Origin of the sequence: uncultured Thermosynechococcus sp. (assembly GCF_937958135.1) — a bacterium.
Classification (GTDB): Bacteria; Cyanobacteriota; Cyanobacteriia; order Thermosynechococcales; family Thermosynechococcaceae; genus Thermosynechococcus.
In genome coordinates this window covers 52,962-69,238 of the sequence record NZ_CALGOG010000045.1, presented here as the reverse complement: position 1 = coordinate 69,238, position 16,277 = coordinate 52,962, and the positions used below count along the sequence as shown (strand labels likewise).

The 16,277-nt window shown below is 53.8% G+C and carries 10 protein-coding genes, 1 tRNA gene and 1 pseudogene; 4 read left to right on the top strand and 8 right to left on the bottom strand.

What is annotated here, in order from left to right; translation table 11 throughout:
- Positions 1 to 225 (top strand): annotated as a pseudogene (locus Q0711_RS05905) (hypothetical protein); the annotation flags it as partial.
- Between the two features lie 6 nt (positions 226 to 231).
- Here Q0711_RS05905 and Q0711_RS05900 read toward each other — a convergent pair.
- Genes Q0711_RS05900 through Q0711_RS05885 form a run of 4 tightly spaced genes read right to left on the bottom strand, consistent with a single transcriptional unit; the run spans position 232 to position 4,414 of the window.
- Positions 232 to 630, bottom strand: a complete 399-nt coding sequence (locus Q0711_RS05900) for a GxxExxY protein (RefSeq protein WP_298613941.1) — start codon at positions 628 to 630, stop codon at positions 232 to 234.
- Positions 627 to 1,568, bottom strand: coding sequence for a GDP-L-fucose synthase (locus tag Q0711_RS05895; RefSeq protein ID WP_298613939.1), 942 nt, complete (start codon positions 1,566 to 1,568; stop codon positions 627 to 629). The genes Q0711_RS05900 and Q0711_RS05895 overlap by 4 nt, the downstream gene beginning before the upstream one ends.
- Positions 1,569 to 1,570: 2 nt before the next feature.
- Entirely contained in the window at positions 1,571 to 2,650 is a 1,080-nt protein-coding gene (gene gmd / locus Q0711_RS05890) for a GDP-mannose 4,6-dehydratase (protein ID WP_298613937.1), read from the bottom strand.
- A 3-nt stretch (positions 2,651 to 2,653) separates the two neighbouring features.
- Positions 2,654 to 4,414 carry a TolC family protein gene (locus Q0711_RS05885; protein ID WP_299041934.1) on the bottom strand — a complete coding sequence of 587 codons (1,761 nt, stop codon included), beginning with the start codon at positions 4,412 to 4,414 and terminating at the stop codon, positions 2,654 to 2,656.
- A gap of 224 nt (positions 4,415 to 4,638) precedes the next feature.
- Here Q0711_RS05885 and Q0711_RS05880 point away from each other — a divergent pair.
- From Q0711_RS05880 to Q0711_RS05870, 3 genes are all read left to right on the top strand, one after another.
- Positions 4,639 to 4,730, top strand: a tRNA-Ser gene (locus Q0711_RS05880).
- Between the two features lie 134 nt (positions 4,731 to 4,864).
- A complete protein-coding gene (locus tag Q0711_RS05875) occupies positions 4,865 to 5,065 on the top strand; it encodes an NAD(P)H dehydrogenase subunit NdhS (RefSeq protein ID WP_366142447.1) in 201 nt (66 codons plus the stop codon).
- 3 nt (positions 5,066 to 5,068) lie between these two features.
- A complete protein-coding gene (locus tag Q0711_RS05870; RefSeq protein ID WP_298613930.1) occupies positions 5,069 to 5,671 on the top strand; it encodes an HAS-barrel domain-containing protein in 603 nt (200 codons plus the stop codon).
- A gap of 8 nt (positions 5,672 to 5,679) precedes the next feature.
- Here the strand turns inward: Q0711_RS05870 and Q0711_RS05865 are convergent, their stop codons facing one another.
- From Q0711_RS05865 to rpoB, 4 genes are all read right to left on the bottom strand, one after another.
- Complete coding sequence (locus tag Q0711_RS05865; protein ID WP_298613928.1) at positions 5,680 to 6,507, bottom strand: M48 family metallopeptidase; 828 nt, start codon at positions 6,505 to 6,507, stop codon at positions 5,680 to 5,682.
- A gap of 221 nt (positions 6,508 to 6,728) precedes the next feature.
- Positions 6,729 to 10,703, bottom strand: coding sequence for a DNA-directed RNA polymerase subunit beta'' (locus Q0711_RS05860; RefSeq protein ID WP_298613926.1), 3,975 nt, complete (start codon positions 10,701 to 10,703; stop codon positions 6,729 to 6,731).
- Between the two features lie 19 nt (positions 10,704 to 10,722).
- The gene (locus Q0711_RS05855) at positions 10,723 to 12,591 is read right to left on the bottom strand and encodes a DNA-directed RNA polymerase subunit gamma (protein WP_298616969.1); all 1,869 of its coding nucleotides are present in this window, start codon (positions 12,589 to 12,591) and stop codon (positions 10,723 to 10,725) included.
- A 75-nt stretch (positions 12,592 to 12,666) separates the two neighbouring features.
- Positions 12,667 to 15,993, bottom strand: coding sequence for a DNA-directed RNA polymerase subunit beta (rpoB, locus tag Q0711_RS05850; RefSeq protein WP_298613922.1), 3,327 nt, complete (start codon positions 15,991 to 15,993; stop codon positions 12,667 to 12,669).
- Positions 15,994 to 16,277 lie beyond the last annotated feature (284 nt).

Sequence of the window (16,277 nt, the reverse complement as noted above, 5' to 3'; positions counted from 1 at the left end):
GCTCAAAGAATTGCAGAAGAGCAACGCCGAATTGCAGAAGAGCAACGCCGAATTATTGAGGAGCAACGCCGAATTGCAGAAGCAGAACGAGCGACTCGCCGAGCTAGAATCGAAGCTGAACGCGATCTTGCACTCCTCAACTTCTTAGTTGACCCCTCTCCCCACAATCGAGAGGTGCTGATGCAGGTGATTGCCCTGCTGGCTGAGTATCGGGAGAGCCTCTAATGAGTCTTAAAGGGTCGATCCTAGGCTGACCTCAGTGATTTGGATTCCATCTGCTTCAGTAGAAGTCGGAAAGTTGACCACAACTCCCAGCGGAATGTTTAAGGTCTCCATGTACTTCCTGACCTGCTTGACTTCCTTGTCGCCAACCTTCTGAACCGCCTTTAGCTCAACCACCACAACCGCTTGGTCATTGTCATAGTCATAGAGAATGAGATCGGGAATGGCCTCCCCCACAAAATAGCCGTGAAAGAGAATTGGCACCTTGCGTTGCTCTTCGTACTTAATTTGTCGTTCCCGCAGAGCCACCTCAAAGGCCTTCTGGTAGATGGCTTCATTAAAGCCAGTTCCCAATTCTTGGAAGATGTCTTGGGCAATGTCCTGAATAATCTGGAGCCAGTTTGTCATAGGGATGCAGCATGTTGACGATACCAACTAATTGTGCGCTCCAAACCTTCTCTAAGGGAAATTTGGGCACAAAAACCAAAGGCTTCCTTTGCTTTGGTAGTATCCAAGCAGCGGCGGGGCTGACCATTGGGTTTCTCCGTCTGCCATTCAATCTCCCCTTGAAATCCCATGAGTTCGCAGATGAGGGCAACTAAGTTCTTAATGGTGATTTCTTCACCCGTACCTAGGTTGACGGGATCGGGATCATCGTAAGCCTGGGTGGCCATGACAATGCCGCGAGCTGCATCCTCCACATAGAGAAATTCGCGGCTAGGACTGCCATCGCCCCACACGGGAATCACATTCTCCCCCTTCTGCTGAGCGGTATAAACTTTGCGAATCAAAGCAGGAATCACATGGGAACTCAAGGGGTCAAAGTTATCCCCCGGCCCATAGAGATTCACAGGCAAAAGATAGATGCCATTAAACCCATACTGCTGCCGATAGGCTTGCAGCTGAACCAGCAAGGCTTTTTTAGCAATGCCGTAGGGGGCATTGGTTTCTTCGGGGTAGCCGCTCCACAGATCGCTTTCTTTGAAAGGAACGGGGGTGAATTTGGGATAGGCACAAATGGTTCCCACGCAAACAAATTTCTCAACCCCTGCGCGATAGGCACAGTCAATGAGTTGTGCCCCCATCATCAGGTTGTCATAAAAGAGTTCAGCGGGCTTGGCTTGGTTGAGGCCAATCCCCCCCACGTGGGCGGCAAGGTGAATGACAATATCTTGGTTTTGAACAACGGCTTGACAAGCAGACAGTTGGCGGAGATCGTAGTCGCGCGATCGCACCACTGTGATTTGCTCAGGCATTGCCCCTGCTTTTTGCAGGTGTGCTACCACGTGGCGTCCCAAGAACCCCGCTCCCCCCGTGACGAGAATTCTCTTTTGACTTAAATCCATCGCTAGTCTGCCTTGCTAATAAACTGCCGCTGAGCCATGAGATCGAGCACCGTGTCGGAAGTGGTTTTGGGCGTTCTCCCCAAGGCACCCACAGCCTGGAGATCGGCTTCCACCATCAAGGCCACCAGTTCCGGAAACGTAACCGAGGGCTGCCAGCCTAGAACCGTTTTGGCTTTTGTTGGATCTCCCAAGAGTAAATCCACCTCTGTAGGCCGCAAATAACGGGGGTCAAATTCCACATAGTCTTGCCAATTGAGACCGACATAACCAAAGGCTAGTTCTAAAAATTCCCGTACGGAGTGGGTTTCGCCCGTGGCCACCACATAGTCATCGGGGCGTTCCTGTTGCAGCATTAGCCACATGGCGCGCACATAGTCCTTGGCGTAGCCCCAATCCCGCTTGGCATCCAAGTTACCCAAGTAAAGCTTGTTTTGCTGGCCAGTCACAATCCGGGCAACGGCACGGGTAATTTTGCGGGTGACAAAGGTTTCCCCCCGCCGAGGACTTTCGTGGTTAAAGAGGATGCCATTACAGGCAAATAGATTGTAAGCCTCGCGATAATTCACGGTTTGCCAGTGGGCATAGACTTTGGCACAGGCATAGGGACTGCGGGGATAAAAGGGGGTTGTTTCCCGCTGGGGCACTTCCTGCACAAGGCCAAACATCTCCGAGGAACCCGCTTGGTAGAACTTTACCTGTTTGCCTGTGCGCTCTTGGTATTCGCGGATGGCCTCGAGAAGTCGCAGCGTCCCCATGGCAACAGTCTCCACCGTGTACTGCGGCGCATCAAAGCTGACTCGCACATGGGATTGCGCCCCTAGGTTGTAAATTTCATCGGGCTGGCTAAGTTCGATAATTCGCCTTAGGGTACCGCCATCGGTGAGATCGCCGTAGTGCAGGCGCAGAGTAGCTCCCTCTTGGTGGGGATCAACGTAAATGTGGTCAATGCGATCGGTGTTGAACGTGGAGGTACGGCGAATAATGCCGTGGACTTCATAGCCCTTTTCTAGGAGCAGTTCGGCAAGATAGGAGCCATCCTGTCCTGTGATGCCTGTAATTAATGCCCGCCGGCGATCGCCCATTAGCTATTTCTTAACTCCTAACTGTCTCTGTTGCGGATAACCCACGGCCCGCTTTAATGCTGCTAGGGAGCGATTATAGTTCAAAATGGCCGCAAGGAGATTTCCTTGGGCTTGGGTCAAATTTGCTTCAGCACTAGTGACCTCCTGTTGAGTCCCCACCCCCGCTTGAAAACGCAGGCGAGCAAGGCGCAGTCCCTCAGTGGCTTGGCTAACAGCCGTCCGTGCGGTGGCAATGTTTTTCTCATTGGCCCTGAGATTGGCATAAGCGGTTTCCACCTCCAAGCGGATGAGGTTCTTCTGATTGGCGTATTGTTCCTCAGCAGTTGCCGCAAGGACTTCTTGGCGAGCTGCACTGGCACGGGCATTACCGCCATCAAAGAGAGCAAGTTGCATTTGCAGCCCCACCCCATAGCCAAAGCGCGGCGCCAGATCATCGGCAACTTTGTCCAGCATATTGCCAGCGGCAAAGAGACTGAGTTGGGGACGTGTAGCCGCCAATGCCACCTGACGATTTTTCAGGGCAATCGTGCGCTGTAGCAGCTGCTGCTCTAGTTCAACACGGTTCTGATAGGCAAGGAGAATACTCTCATCAAGGGAAAGTGTCCATGCCTCAGCAGGCTCAACACGGTCGGCGATCGCCACATCCACCGCCGGGTTCAAATTTAACCGCTGTGCCAACTGCCGCCGCGTGGTGATTTCCAAATTGCGAGCTTGGTTCAAGTTTTGCTCGGCATTGGCAAGGCTCACCTCTGCGGTCAACACATCCAACAGCGTTCCCACGCCTGCTTGCTCAAAGGCTTTAGCATTGCGCAATGTCACTTGGGCATTGGCCACCGCTGCCTCGCCAATTTGCACCTGGATCTTGGCCTGTTGTGCTAAGTAGTAATCATTGGTAACGTCAAGGATCAGTTGTTGAAGTTGGCGTTGTACCTCCAATTCACTAAAGCGTACTTGGTCGCGAGCCGCTGCGATGGCGGCCGATCGCCCGCCCCCCGCAAACAACGTATAGTTCATGACCAGCGCTGCATTGGCAGTTGCGCCACTTGTTGCCCCAAAGAGGTTGGTAAAAAAGTTTCTATAGCTCAGTTGATTGACGGGCGCAAGGGTAATTGGGGTGAAATTGGCGGGCGTGGCAGCTTGGTTGGCACTACTTTGCAATTGTTGCAGTTGCTGTTGTAGCTCAAGGTTTTGCTGATCCGACAATGTCGTTAATTGGGGGCCTTGGAATCGTTGTTGCAACCGTTGCACCTGAGTATTCAAAATACTGCTGGCGGCCAGTTGCTGAGTAAGAAGCTGTTGCTGCGCTTGTTGCTGTTGCTGCTGTTGCAAAGAGACCTGCTGTTGAAAGTTCAGGGGCAGGTAAACAGGTTGGCCGCCGGGGGAGGTATTCTGGCCAATGCTGGCTTGAAACGCAAGGGTGGGGTAAAGCTGGGCTTTGACCTGTCGCAGTTGTGCCCGTGCCCGCTGTAGTTGTAACTCACTAATTTGCAGACCAATGTTGTTGCGGATGGCCACCTCAATTGCCTGCTCTAGGGTGAGGGGTTGATTGAGATCTATGTTGACTGTCTTAGGAAGCGCCAGTTTATCGGGGTCGGGGTTAAGGGGCGTGAGGGCATCCGACGCTGACGTTTGCGAAGAAGGTGCCTGTGCCGCTGGCGTAGGTGTGGGTGTCGCCTGAACTGGGCTAGGCAGCGCCACGGGGGCGATCGCGAGGAGTCCCGACATGAGCATTTTTGGGGGATTCAGGGCAAGATCGTTCAACATGAGGACTTGACGCTCAACCTGCTGAACTCAGCCAGAGTAGAAATTCGCCTAAGTACTGCTGAAGATTGCCAGCCTACAGCCATTCCCTTTATTCCCACAACACAGCCATTCTGCAAAACTTTAGCATGGATTCTCGGTTGGATCGCCCCCCAGAGCAACAGCCGCAGAGCAATGAGGATTGAAAAGGAGAAGAAAACTGATCTAGAATAAAGAACCCTCAAAAAGGAGAGGTGGCTGAGTGGTCGAAAGCGGCAGATTGCTAATCTGTTGATAGGCAGGTAACTCCTATCCGAGGGTTCGAATCCCTCCCTCTCCGTTAAAAAATATCATTAAGCCCATAGCTAAAGCCTATCTTCTGGCGTTTCACAGTAAAGCCCGAACGGGTCAAGGGCAGGAGATAATAGAGGCACACGATATCTTTGGGATAAAACGATGGCCAGCGACTTAGCAATGACGATTCTCCCCGGTATGACTGTGAAAGTAACCAATCCCAACGATACCTACTACCAATTTCAGGGGATTGTCCAGCGGGTTACAGATGGCAAAGTAGCAGTGCTCTTTGAGGGGGGGAACTGGGACAAACTGGTTACGTTTCAAATGAGCGAGCTAGAGCCAGCCGCGACCACGCCCAAGGGAAAAGCGAAAAAGTAAACCATGGCGCGGCGATCGCCTCCCCCCCAGCCCTTTGCCGAAATTATCCAGACCGCAACGGATCACTGCATTGCTCAGTGCCACGAACCCGCCCACCTAGATTTTCCTGCGGTGCCCGCCTTGGGCAGTTGGGTGCGGATTCCCGAAAGCGATCGCGTGATTTATGGCGTTGTTGCCTATGTAGTGACGGCTCCCATTGACACCATTCACCGTGCCACCGCCTTGGGGCTATCCCTAGAGCAATTACGGCAAGAGCAACCCCATATTTTTGCCATGTTGAAAACAGAGGTCACGATCGCCATCGCCGGCTTCGAGGAAAGGGAACGCTTTTATCACCACTTGCCCCCCCGCCCACCCCAAATGCACCAGCAGGTGTACACTTGTCCTCCTGAGGAAGTGATTGCCTTTAGTGGCACATTGACCTTTTTGCGAACACTGTTGACCCTACGCTACGGCCCAGGGGATGCCTTGGTGGCTGCAACCCTGCGTTTCTTGTATCACCTTCGCCAGCGCGATCGCCAGTGGCTAGTGCAGGCAGCTCAATACCTGAATCGTCTCCTTAAGGATGATTACGATCGCCTGCGGGGCATTATTGAGCAGTTATAACCGGGGTTTTAGGAAGTAGGGTGGAGCTGTTTCACAAGGCGATCGTACTGCTGGGTTTCCGCCCAATTGAGAATTTCCCGTGCCCGCAGCACAGGGAGGGGGTGAGTGAGCTGCGTGGCCTGCACTTCCTTAAAAAGACTGTACCAGCCGCGATCGGCAGCGTCATACGCCCGTGCTTGGGCAATAAAGGCATCCAGATTCAGGCGATCGCTCCACTGCGGCGAGCCACCACAGAGTTTCATAAGCACCGAGGCTACAATCCGCGGGTCTTGGGTGACTAACAGTGCAGCGCGATCGCAGGTGAGTTCCGCACAGCGCAGCCAATGCATCAATTGAGTTTGTAAAACTTGGGCTACGAGCAGACCCCAAGGGGAAAGTTGACTGGTGGCAAAAAGCAGCAGGTTGGCGATGGTTAGATACACCCCATGCTCACACTTCAGATGCCCTAGCTCGTGGGCCAGCACCGCCTGCAATTCCTTGGGTGTCAGTAACTCCACAAGGGAGGAGTGCAGTACCACAAAGGGCTGCTTGCCCTGCATCGCAAAGGTATAGGCATTGGGAACGGGATGTTGTTTAAGATAAAGCTGCGGCGGTTCTAAGCCTAAGATACGGCACGCCTCCAGATGAAGGGCATAAATTTCTGGCAGTTGCTGTTCACCGAGGCGCAGACTACTGCCAATGTTCTCAAGGTAAAAGGCCTGCTCCGCTACAGAACCTAGGAGCGATCGCACAAGAATGTCCAACCCCGGCAGTTGCTGGAGCGCTTGGGTGGCCTCGCGATCGCGGGGATGACGAAACTGATCGGCCCTGAGGCTGGAATATGCTGAAACAGGCATAAAATTGCGGCTTTTACTTTGACCTCTTCACTGCCAATTTTAGGGTATGGCAAGGGTTTCTAGCATCTTTGCAAAAACTTGCTGTGCCATTCGGTATGCTCCGAAACTGACCTGCAACTAAAAAAGCTACGGCGAGTACACCTCTGAGCCTGTCCTCGGATCAGGACTGAATTGGGTGCCAAGCCCCACCGTAGCTTTCTTCACAACGGAGGAGATTCTAGTTAGAAGGTATCTTCTTCCTCTTCGTCCCCATAGTCCTCCTCCTCTGCGAGTTCCTCCTCATTGTCAGCATCACTACTGGCGAATTCAAAATCGCGAGTTCGTCCAGTGATTTTTTCAATCACGTGGGGCGCGGTTTCGTCGTCAATGAGGACATCCTCACCGAGGTCAGCCGCAGGATTGATGGTCATGGATGGAGGTTCAGGTTCAGGAGTAATCACGTGGGTTTGTCCCAAACGCTCTTCACCTTCTTCCCACTCCTCGTCACCATCGCTACTTTCCTCGTAGCTGTTGAAGCCGGTGCCCGCAGGGATGAGACGGCCGATGATCACGTTTTCCTTGAGTCCCCGCAGCCAATCGGACTTGCCTTCAATGGCGGCTTCTGTCAGCACGCGCGTTGTCTCTTGGAAACTGGCTGCTGAAATAAAGCTGTCGGTATTCAGCGAGGCCTTGGTAATTCCCAAGAGGACGGGAATGTATTGAGCAGGGGCGCCCCCTGTCAGTGCCATAGGCTCGTTGGCCTGCTCTGCTTGGCGCAGATTCATCAGTTCACCAGACAGCAAAATTGTGTCGCCGGCATCCTCAATTCGCACTTTTGAGGTCATCTGGCGGACAATAATCTCAATGTGCTTATCGGAAATCTCAATCCCTTGGGTCAGGTACACCGACTGCACTTCGTTGACCAAAAATGACTGCACCTTTTCAAAGCTGATTTGGGCAGCTTTGAGTAACCCCTGGGGTTTGTAGTACTCAAAGTAAATTGAGAGGATGTCGTGGGGATCCACAGGCCCATCGGTGAGGGGGTCAGCTAAATTGACCTTTTGACCATCCACCACCAAGGGGTTTTGGCCAGGGAGAACAGGGTATTCCTGAATCGTGCCATCCTCTTCAATGACTTTGATATCTACACTATCATCACTGTTGTAGGTGACTTGACAAGTACCGGGGCGCACGGCCAGCACACATTTTTCCTTGGGATGGCGCGCTTCAAGGAGTTCTTCAATCCGAGGTAACCCTTGGATGATGTCACCTGTTTTTGCCCGCTCAAAGACCAGCAGGGCAAGGTTATCCCCCCGCTGCACAAGATCACCGTCTTCAATTTGCAGCACTGCCCCCGGCGAGACAAGGTAGGGACGGGCTAGGCGCAGGATCACGTGGTCATCGGCCACTGCCATGACTGCCGCTGTTTCTGGAGCCATCACTCCCTTGGCAAGTTCATCGCCCGGACGCACGAGATCGCCAACTTTGACCGTGGGTTTAGCCCCGTTAGTCTCGATCCGCAGGCGATCGCTGTCGGTAACGACCAGAATGCGGCGAACCGATTCACCACTGCGCAAGATGCCCTGCACCTCACCCGCCTGCTTGGCCTTGATGTCTGTCCGGGCAATCACGGCACCAGGGCCAATGTGATCGCCATCTTTGACAAGAAGGGAAGTAAACGTACTACCTTGGGTTTGATCCGCAGCAATGTCACGGCGAATCACCAAGGATTCAAGAATCACCAGTTGCAGCCGCTGGGCGTCTGGATCCACTTCGTCCTTCACAATTTCAATGTCGGCGGCCAGTTGGGGCGCTTCGCTGCCAATTTCAAGGACTAATTGTGTCCGCAGCAGATCAACCCCATCTACAGATTTGACCCGCTCATCGTGTTTGTAAGGCAACCGCTGTACAGCTCGCAGGCGAATGGATTGCCCTGAGCTATCACTGGAATCTTGGCTGGGGACCGATGGCTCATCGGGAACGCTAAATTCTTGGACGGGGCGCAGCAGAATTGCCGGCCCTTCCGGTGTGTCTTCCAGATAATCCACTTGCGAGAGGGCTTCGACCACAAGGCCGGGGAGTACCTCTTCACCGGGACGCGCTAAGGTGCCATGTTTTAGTCGTGCGGCCTCCGGATCGTCCACAAGGTGAAGTTCACCGGGCTTGATGATAATTTCCCGTAGAATATCGTTTTTCTGGATAACTTCGACGACACCGCTGTTTTGGCAGAAGATGTCCTTGACAACCTCAGTGCCCGCCTCGACGTATTGGTTGTCCTCCACCATCAGCAGGGAAATATCCTTGTTCACCTCATGGGTTTCTTCGGGAATCCACAGGAGCGTTCCCCCCTTGAGGACTTCGTAACCCTGTTTAGCTTTGCCCTTTTTGGCCACTTCGATGTCGGCGTACTTGAGAATACCGCCGGTGGTGGTGTGGTAGCGATCGTCAATCAGTTCGGCCACCACTTGACCATTGGCCACTTTTGTACCGGGAGCGGCTTTCAGGGAAAAACGCTGGCCAGTGGGAGTTTCAATAATGTAGTGCTCGCGGCCTTGCTGCGTTTCTTTGAGCACCTTGGCTTTATCGAGCATTACAGAGGCGGTAATGATTTCCACCTCGCGCCCCCCCTTACTGTCCTGTTGCTCTGGAAGACGCACGACGCCCCCATGTTCTGTTTTCACTGTGGTTTCTGCCAGGACGGCACCGGCTTCGATGCGATCGCCATTTTTAACAACCGGCTCAGCACCGGGGGGCAGATTATAGACTTCGCCGGAGAGTACCCAAATCAAGCCACCTTTGGGGGCAATGCGCGTGGTTGTGCCTTGGCGATCGCGCTTTTCCTCGACCTCAAGGTTAACAAACTTCACTTGACCCGCCAAATCGGAGGCCACATCCTTGGTCACCTTTTCTACCGCCTTGCGGACACTGCGGCTGGCTTGAGCCACCTCTACCAAAAGTTGACCTGCTTCAACGGTTTCCCCATCTTCCACCAGTACAATTGACCCTTGGGGAAGATCAAACTCTTGGGTTTGCTGAGGGTTTTTAACCACCAGCTTGCCGGCACTTTCGACAATAAAGGCCTCATCCCCGTGGCGGGTGCGGTGGGGGCGTACCCGTAATTTCTTGCTGTACTCCACAGTGCCGGCAAAGGGCGCGCGTTCTTGGCGAGCCACTTCCCCCGTAAACACACCTCCTGTGTGGAACGTGCGCATCGTCAACTGCGTACCGGGTTCGCCAATGGATTGAGCCGCAATAATTCCTACGGCTTCTCCCATATCCACCAATTTGGCATGGGCAAGACTCCAGCCGTAGCAGAGACGACAAACCGAGCCAGTGGCCTCGCAGGTGAGGGGCGATCGCACCACCACTTCTTCGATACCCGCATTGACGATTTTTTTGGCGAGATCGGCGGAGATGGCTTGATTTTTGGCCACCAGCACTTCGCCCGTCTGCGGATGGCGAACATCATTAAGTACCACCCGCCCCAAAAGCCGATCCTCCAGAGACAGTACCTTGTCTCCCACCGTCATACTGCGGAGGGTAATCCCCCGCTGCGTTTCACAATCCTCTTCGCGGATAATCACATCTTGAGCCACATCCACTAGGCGACGGGTCAGGTAACCGGAGTCCGCTGTCCGCAGTGCCGTATCCACCAACCCCTTGCGGGCACCGTAGGAGGAGATGATGTACTCTGTTACCGTCAGCCCTTCGCGGAAGTTGGTTTTAATCGGCAGGTCAATGATTTCCCCTTGGGGATTGGCCATCAACCCGCGCATTCCCACCAACTGACGCACCTGCGAGAGATTCCCCCGTGCGCCGGAAAAAGCCATCATATAGACGGAGTTGAGAACATCGGTATTGCGGAAATGGCGCACCACTTCGTTTTTTAGCTCTTCATTGGTGGTGTTCCACGTGTCAATCACCTTCTGGAAGCGTTCGACCTCCGTAATTTCCCCCCGCGAGTAGCGCTCTTGGGCGGTTTTAATTTCTTTTTCTGCCGCTTCAAGGAGTTCTTGTTTTTTCGGCGGAACAAGCAGGTCATCCACACTGATGGAAACGCCGGCGCGGGTGGCATAGCGAAAGCCAAGGTCTTTGACTTTATCCGCCATTTCCGCTGTGCGGGCGGTGCCAAAGTTGCTGAACGACCAAGCAATCAGGTCCCGCAAACCTTTTTTGTCAATAGTGCGGTTAAAGAAAACAGGCTTTTTCTCACTCATGGTGTTGGGGTCTCCCAAATTAACTGGCTAGGGCTTCTTGAATCGTTTGGTTGTAGATGATGCGGCCGGGGGTGGTGCGGATGTATTGGGAAATCACTTGGCCGTTGGCATCCTCCTTGACCCGCCGCAGGGGGTACTCCAGCAAACGGCAGCCATCTTCATAGGTCGTAATCTGGGGTTCACCGGTGTCGCCATCGTCCACCTCACCGTCGTAGCGCACCCAGACAAAGGCATGGAGGGGTAAGTGTCCCTGTTCGTAGGCCATGACCACGTCTTGGAGGTTGGCATAGTAGCGATCGCCATAGTCGGGCAGCTTCGGATTTTCTGCGGTCAAGTAATAGCAGCCCAAAACCATATCTTGGCTAGGGGTAATAATTGGCTTGCCTGTGGCCGGCGACAGGATATTGTTCGAGGCCAACATTAGCATCCGCGCCTCCGCCTGTGCCTCAATTGAAAGGGGCACGTGCACTGCCATTTGGTCGCCGTCAAAGTCTGCGTTGAAGGCAGGACACACCAAGGGGTGCAGTTGAATGGCTCGCCCCTCCACCAGAATTGGCTCAAAGGCCTGAATCCCCAAACGGTGGAGTGTCGGCGCGCGGTTGAGCAACACGGGATGACCCTCAATCACCTGCTCCAGCACATCCCAAACTTGGGGGTCATTCCGCTGAATCAGCCGCTTCGCCGCCTTAATGTTGTTGACAATTTGCTGACGAATCAGGCGGTGAATCACAAAGGGCTGGAAGAGTTCAATGGCCATTTCCCGAGGCAAGCCGCATTGGTGCATTTGCAGCTTTGGCCCCACCACAATTACCGAACGACCCGAGTAGTCCACCCGTTTCCCCAGGAGGTTTTGGCGGAAGCGCCCCTGTTTGCCCTCAATAATGTCCGAAAGGGACTTGAGGGGACGGTTATTGGCACCCACCACCGTGCGCCCGCGACGACCATTATCAATCAGGGCATCCACCGCCTCCTGCAACATCCGCTTCTCATTGCGGACAATAATTTCTGGCGCAAGGATTTCTTGGAGACGGGCAAGGCGATTGTTGCGGTTAATGACACGGCGGTACAAGTCATTGAGGTCAGAGGTGGCAAAGCGTCCCCCATCCAGTTGCACCATTGGCCGTAGATCCGGTGGAAGAACGGGAATCACCGTCAACACCATCCATTCCGGCTTTGCGCCAGTGGCAATAAAGTTATCAATAACCCGCAGCCGTTTGATCAGCTTGGCGCGTTTTTGCCCCTTGGCGTTGAGGATTTCTTGCCGCAGCTGGTCGGCCTCCGCTTGCAAATCCAAATCCTGAAGCAGGCGTTGAATAGCTTCCGCCCCAATGCCCACTTCGATGCCCTCTAGCTCCGAGTCCTCGCTGTAGATCTCTTCTTCGATTTCCTGCCACTGATCTTCGCTCAGGAGCTGCTTGTAGCTGAGGGCAGGGTGATTGCCGGGATTGAGCACCACATAGGAGTTGAAATAGACAATCTGCTCCACATCCCGCAGTGGCATATCCAGTAGGATAGCCATGTAGCTGGGAATCCCTTTCAGGTACCACACATGGGTGACAGGGGCGGCCAATTTGATGTAGCCCATGCGATGCCGCCGCACCCGCGATTCGGTGACCTCAACGCCACAGCGTTCGCAGACAATGCCACGATGGCGCACCCGCTTATACTTACCGCAGTGACATTCCCAATCCTTGGCGGGACCAAAAATCCGCTCGCAGAAGAGGCCATCCATCTCCGGCTTGAGCGTACGGTAGTTGATGGTTTCTGGCTTAGTGACCTCGCCCACTACTTGACCGTTGGGGAGCGTGCGCTGACCCCATTGGATGATGCGCTCCGGTGACGCGAGAGACACTTTTACATAATCAAAGCGTTGCTCGATTCTGGGCATAAACTCACAAATCCTTTGGCAATGAATGGTTCGAGGGGGCGATCGCCCCCAACAAGCTGAATAGGTGCCGCGTGTCTAGAAGGTCGTTGCCCCTTCTTTATCGTCTGCGTCATCAAGGGCACTGTAGTCAATGGTGGGCCGGGGCGGCGTGCGGCGAGGAGTGGCATCCACCATCAAATCCACCTCGGGATCAGGTTTTGTTTCCCCATCGTCATCAAAGCTGGGAATACTGGCCTTGCGCACGGAAATATCCAAGCACAGGGATTGCAGCTCCCGCATCAGCACCTTAAAGGATTCCGGCGTGCCCGGTCGGGGAATGGATTGACCCTTGACAATGGCATTGAGGGCTTCATTGCGTCCTTGCATATCATCGGACTTGACCGTTAGCAACTCTTGGAGGGTATAGGCAGCACCATAGGCCTCCAGTGCCCACACCTCCATTTCGCCAAACCGCTGACCCCCTTGCTGCGCTTTACCACCGAGGGGCTGTTGAGTCACCAAGGAGTAAGGACCCGTGGAGCGGGCATGGATTTTATCGTCCACCAAGTGCACGAGCTTCAGCATATAGGCTATCCCCACCGTTACTGGGCGGTCAAAGGGTTCACCGGTGCGGCCATCATAGACCACCATTTTGCCTGGGTCGTTCTCATTAAAGACCCAATCTTGACCCGTGACTTCTTTGGCTTCTTTCAGCTTGGCATGGACGGTTTCGCGGGATTTCTCCTTGCCATGCATTTCATCAAAGGGAGTAATTTTGAAGCGGCGACCCAAGCATTCGCCAGCCCAGCCCAACAAGCACTCATAAACTTGCCCCACATTCATCCGCGAGGGTACCCCCAAAGGATTGAGGACAATATCTACAGGACGGCCATCGGGCAGGAAGGGCATATCCTCCACAGGGAGAATTCGGGAAATAATCCCTTTGTTGCCGTGGCGACCGGCCATTTTATCCCCCACTTGGATTTTGCGCTTCTGCGCCACATAGACGCGCACCACCATATTGGCGCCAGGCGGCAGCTCATCCCCCTGCTCACGGGTAAAGACGCGCACATCCACCACGCGACCTTTTTCACCATTGGGCACCCGCAGCGAGTTGTCCCGCACATCCCGTGCTTTTTCACCAAAGATGGCCCGCAGCAGTTTTTCTTCGGGGGGCTGATCCGATTCCCCTTTGGGAGTGACTTTCCCGACGAGAATATCCCCTGCCTCTACATAGGCACCGATGCGGATAATGCCGTTTTCATCCAATTGCCGCAGGGCATCTTCCGAGACGTTGGGCACTTCGCGGGTAATCTCCTCAGGTCCGAGTTTGGTTTGTCGTGCCTCGATTTCATACTTCTCAATGTGAATGGAGGTATAGACATCCTCTTGCACCAGCCGTTCGCTGATGAGGATGGCGTCTTCGTAGTTGTAGCCTTCCCACGGCATGTAGGCCACAAGGATGTTTTGGCCAAGGGCGAGTTCTCCCCCCTCGGTGGCGGAGCCATCGGCAATCACTTGTCCCGCTTGGACGCGATCGCCCACAAAGACAATGGGGCGTTGATTCAAGCAGGTATCTTGGTTGGAACGCTCGTACTTTTGCAGCGTGTAGGTAATCTCAGGGCCATGATCGGTCTTAATGCGAATTTGGTTGGCATCCACATAGGTGACAACGCCATTGGTCTGACTGAGGACTACCATCCCGGAGTCCCGTGCTGCCTGAGCTTCTAGACCCGTACCCACCAAAGGACGCTGGGGACGCAACAATGGCACCGCCTGCCGTTGCATGTTAGACCCCATGAGGGCACGGTTGGCATCATCGTGCTCTAGGAAGGGAATTAAGGAGGTGGCCACGGAGATAATCTGCACTGGTGAAACCGCCACGTAGTCCACTTGATCGGGGGTGGTGGTGGTGAAATCTTGGCGATAGCGCACAGGTACCACATCCCCCAAGATGTAGCCGTTCTCATCAGTGGGCACATCCCCTGGTGCCACCCGTTTGTCGTCCTCTTCGTCAGCGGTCATATAAACAGGCGGCTGATCTTTGAGAACGCGGCCATCCTTCACGGGATAAAAGGGCGTCTCAATAAAGCCATACTCATTGACACGGGCATGGGTAGCCAAGGAACCAATCAGCCCAGCATTGGGACCTTCAGGGGTTTCAATGGGACAAATGCGGCCATAGTGGCTAGGGTGAATATCCCGCACTGCAAAACCTGCCCGTTCACGGGTAAGCCCACCGGGGCCAAGGGCACTCAAGCGCCGTTTATGGGTGAGTTCCGCAAGGGGGTTGGTTTGATCCATAAACTGGGAAAGCTGGCTGGAGCCAAAGAATTCCTTAATGGCCGCCACCAAGGGCTTCGGATTGACGAGCGAAGTGGGGGTTAAAGAATCGGTGTCCGACACCGTCATCCGCTCGCGGATAATGCGCTCTAGGCGATTGAGGCCAACGCGCACTTGGTTTTGCAGCAATTCACCCACCGAGCGAACGCGGCGGTTGCCCAAGTGGTCAATGTCATCCACCGTTCCCAGATCAAACTCTAGGTTAATCAGATAATCAATGGCCGCCAGAATGTCCTCTGGGGTGAGGATGCGCACCGTATCGGGAATATTCAATTGCAGCTTGCGGTTGAGCTTGTAGCGGCCAACCCGACCAAGGTCATAGCGCTTGGGATCAAAGAAGCGCGACTCCAGAAGCTGTTGTCCCCCTGAAACTGTGGGTGGCTCCCCTGGGCGCAGTTTTTTGTACAGCTCAATAAGGGCATCTTCTTCGGAGAATTTGCCTTCTTTTTCAACGGTTTTTTGGTAGTACTCCGGGTGACGCAACCGCTCTAGGATTTCGCTATCAGTGAGACCTAAGGCTTTGAGAAGGACATGTGCTGAGAGCTTGCGGGTTTTGTCAATGCGTACCCAGAGCAGATCGTTTTTGTCGGTTTCAAACTTTAACCAAGCACCTCGGTTGGGGATGAGACTGGCATTGTAGGTGCGGCGACCATTTTTGTCGGTTTCTGATTTGTAGTAAACACCGGGACTGCGGACAATTTGGTTGACAATGACACGCTCGGCACCATTAATGATAAACGTGCCACGGTCTGTCATCAAGGGCAGATCGCCGATGAAGACATCTTGGTCAATGATATTGCCATTTTCTTTGTTAATGAGGCGAGTCGGGACATACATCTGCATCGAATAGGTGGCATCCCGCCGCTTGGCCTCATCAACGCTATACTTCGGCTCCTTGAGTCTGTAGTCCTTGGCCAAAAAGTGCAACTCAATTTTGCCGGTATAATCCGTAATTGGGGAAAAACTCTCTAGCTCTTCAATGAGGCCTTCTTCAAGAAACCATCGGAAACTGGCCCGCTGAATCTCGACAAGGTCTGGCAAGGTAAAGGCGGGTGGCGTGTAAATCTGATTACTAGCCATGTATATCCTCTAGAGGGTATCGCTAAAACGCGGATCTTGCATCTTAAGCGAGGAGGCATCGCTTTGTCAAGCACACCAAAAGCTCCGCTCACGGCAAGGACTGCCGCCGGAGACTTCTGGCATGATGAAGCTGTTGGAAATGAGAAGAGTTGACAAGTGCCACTGCTGCGCTTGCAAGCCGCTATCTATGACCATAGCACAGAACCGTTATTTGGGCGATCGCGACTTCAATCCTGTTTGCAAGGCTTCTTGCACGAGGGGTAGAAGTAAACACTGCGAAAAAT

Coding starts and splice junctions, on each gene's coding strand:
- Q0711_RS05855 (WP_298616969.1), bottom strand. CDS start 12,591: ATGCCCAGAATCGAGCAACGCTTTGATTATGTAAAAGTGTCTCTCGCG.
- Q0711_RS05860 (WP_298613926.1), bottom strand. CDS start 10,703: ATGAGTGAGAAAAAGCCTGTTTTCTTTAACCGCACTATTGACAAAAAA.
- Q0711_RS05885 (WP_299041934.1), bottom strand. CDS start 4,414: ATGTTGAACGATCTTGCCCTGAATCCCCCAAAAATGCTCATGTCGGGA.
- gmd (WP_298613937.1), bottom strand. CDS start 2,650: ATGGGCGATCGCCGGCGGGCATTAATTACAGGCATCACAGGACAGGAT.
- Q0711_RS05895 (WP_298613939.1), bottom strand. CDS start 1,568: ATGGATTTAAGTCAAAAGAGAATTCTCGTCACGGGGGGAGCGGGGTTC.
- rpoB (WP_298613922.1), bottom strand. CDS start 15,993: ATGGCTAGTAATCAGATTTACACGCCACCCGCCTTTACCTTGCCAGAC.
- Q0711_RS05865 (WP_298613928.1), bottom strand. CDS start 6,507: ATGCCTGTTTCAGCATATTCCAGCCTCAGGGCCGATCAGTTTCGTCAT.
- Q0711_RS05900 (WP_298613941.1), bottom strand. CDS start 630: ATGACAAACTGGCTCCAGATTATTCAGGACATTGCCCAAGACATCTTC.
- Q0711_RS05870 (WP_298613930.1), top strand. CDS start 5,069: ATGGCGCGGCGATCGCCTCCCCCCCAGCCCTTTGCCGAAATTATCCAG.
- Q0711_RS05875 (WP_366142447.1), top strand. CDS start 4,865: ATGACGATTCTCCCCGGTATGACTGTGAAAGTAACCAATCCCAACGAT.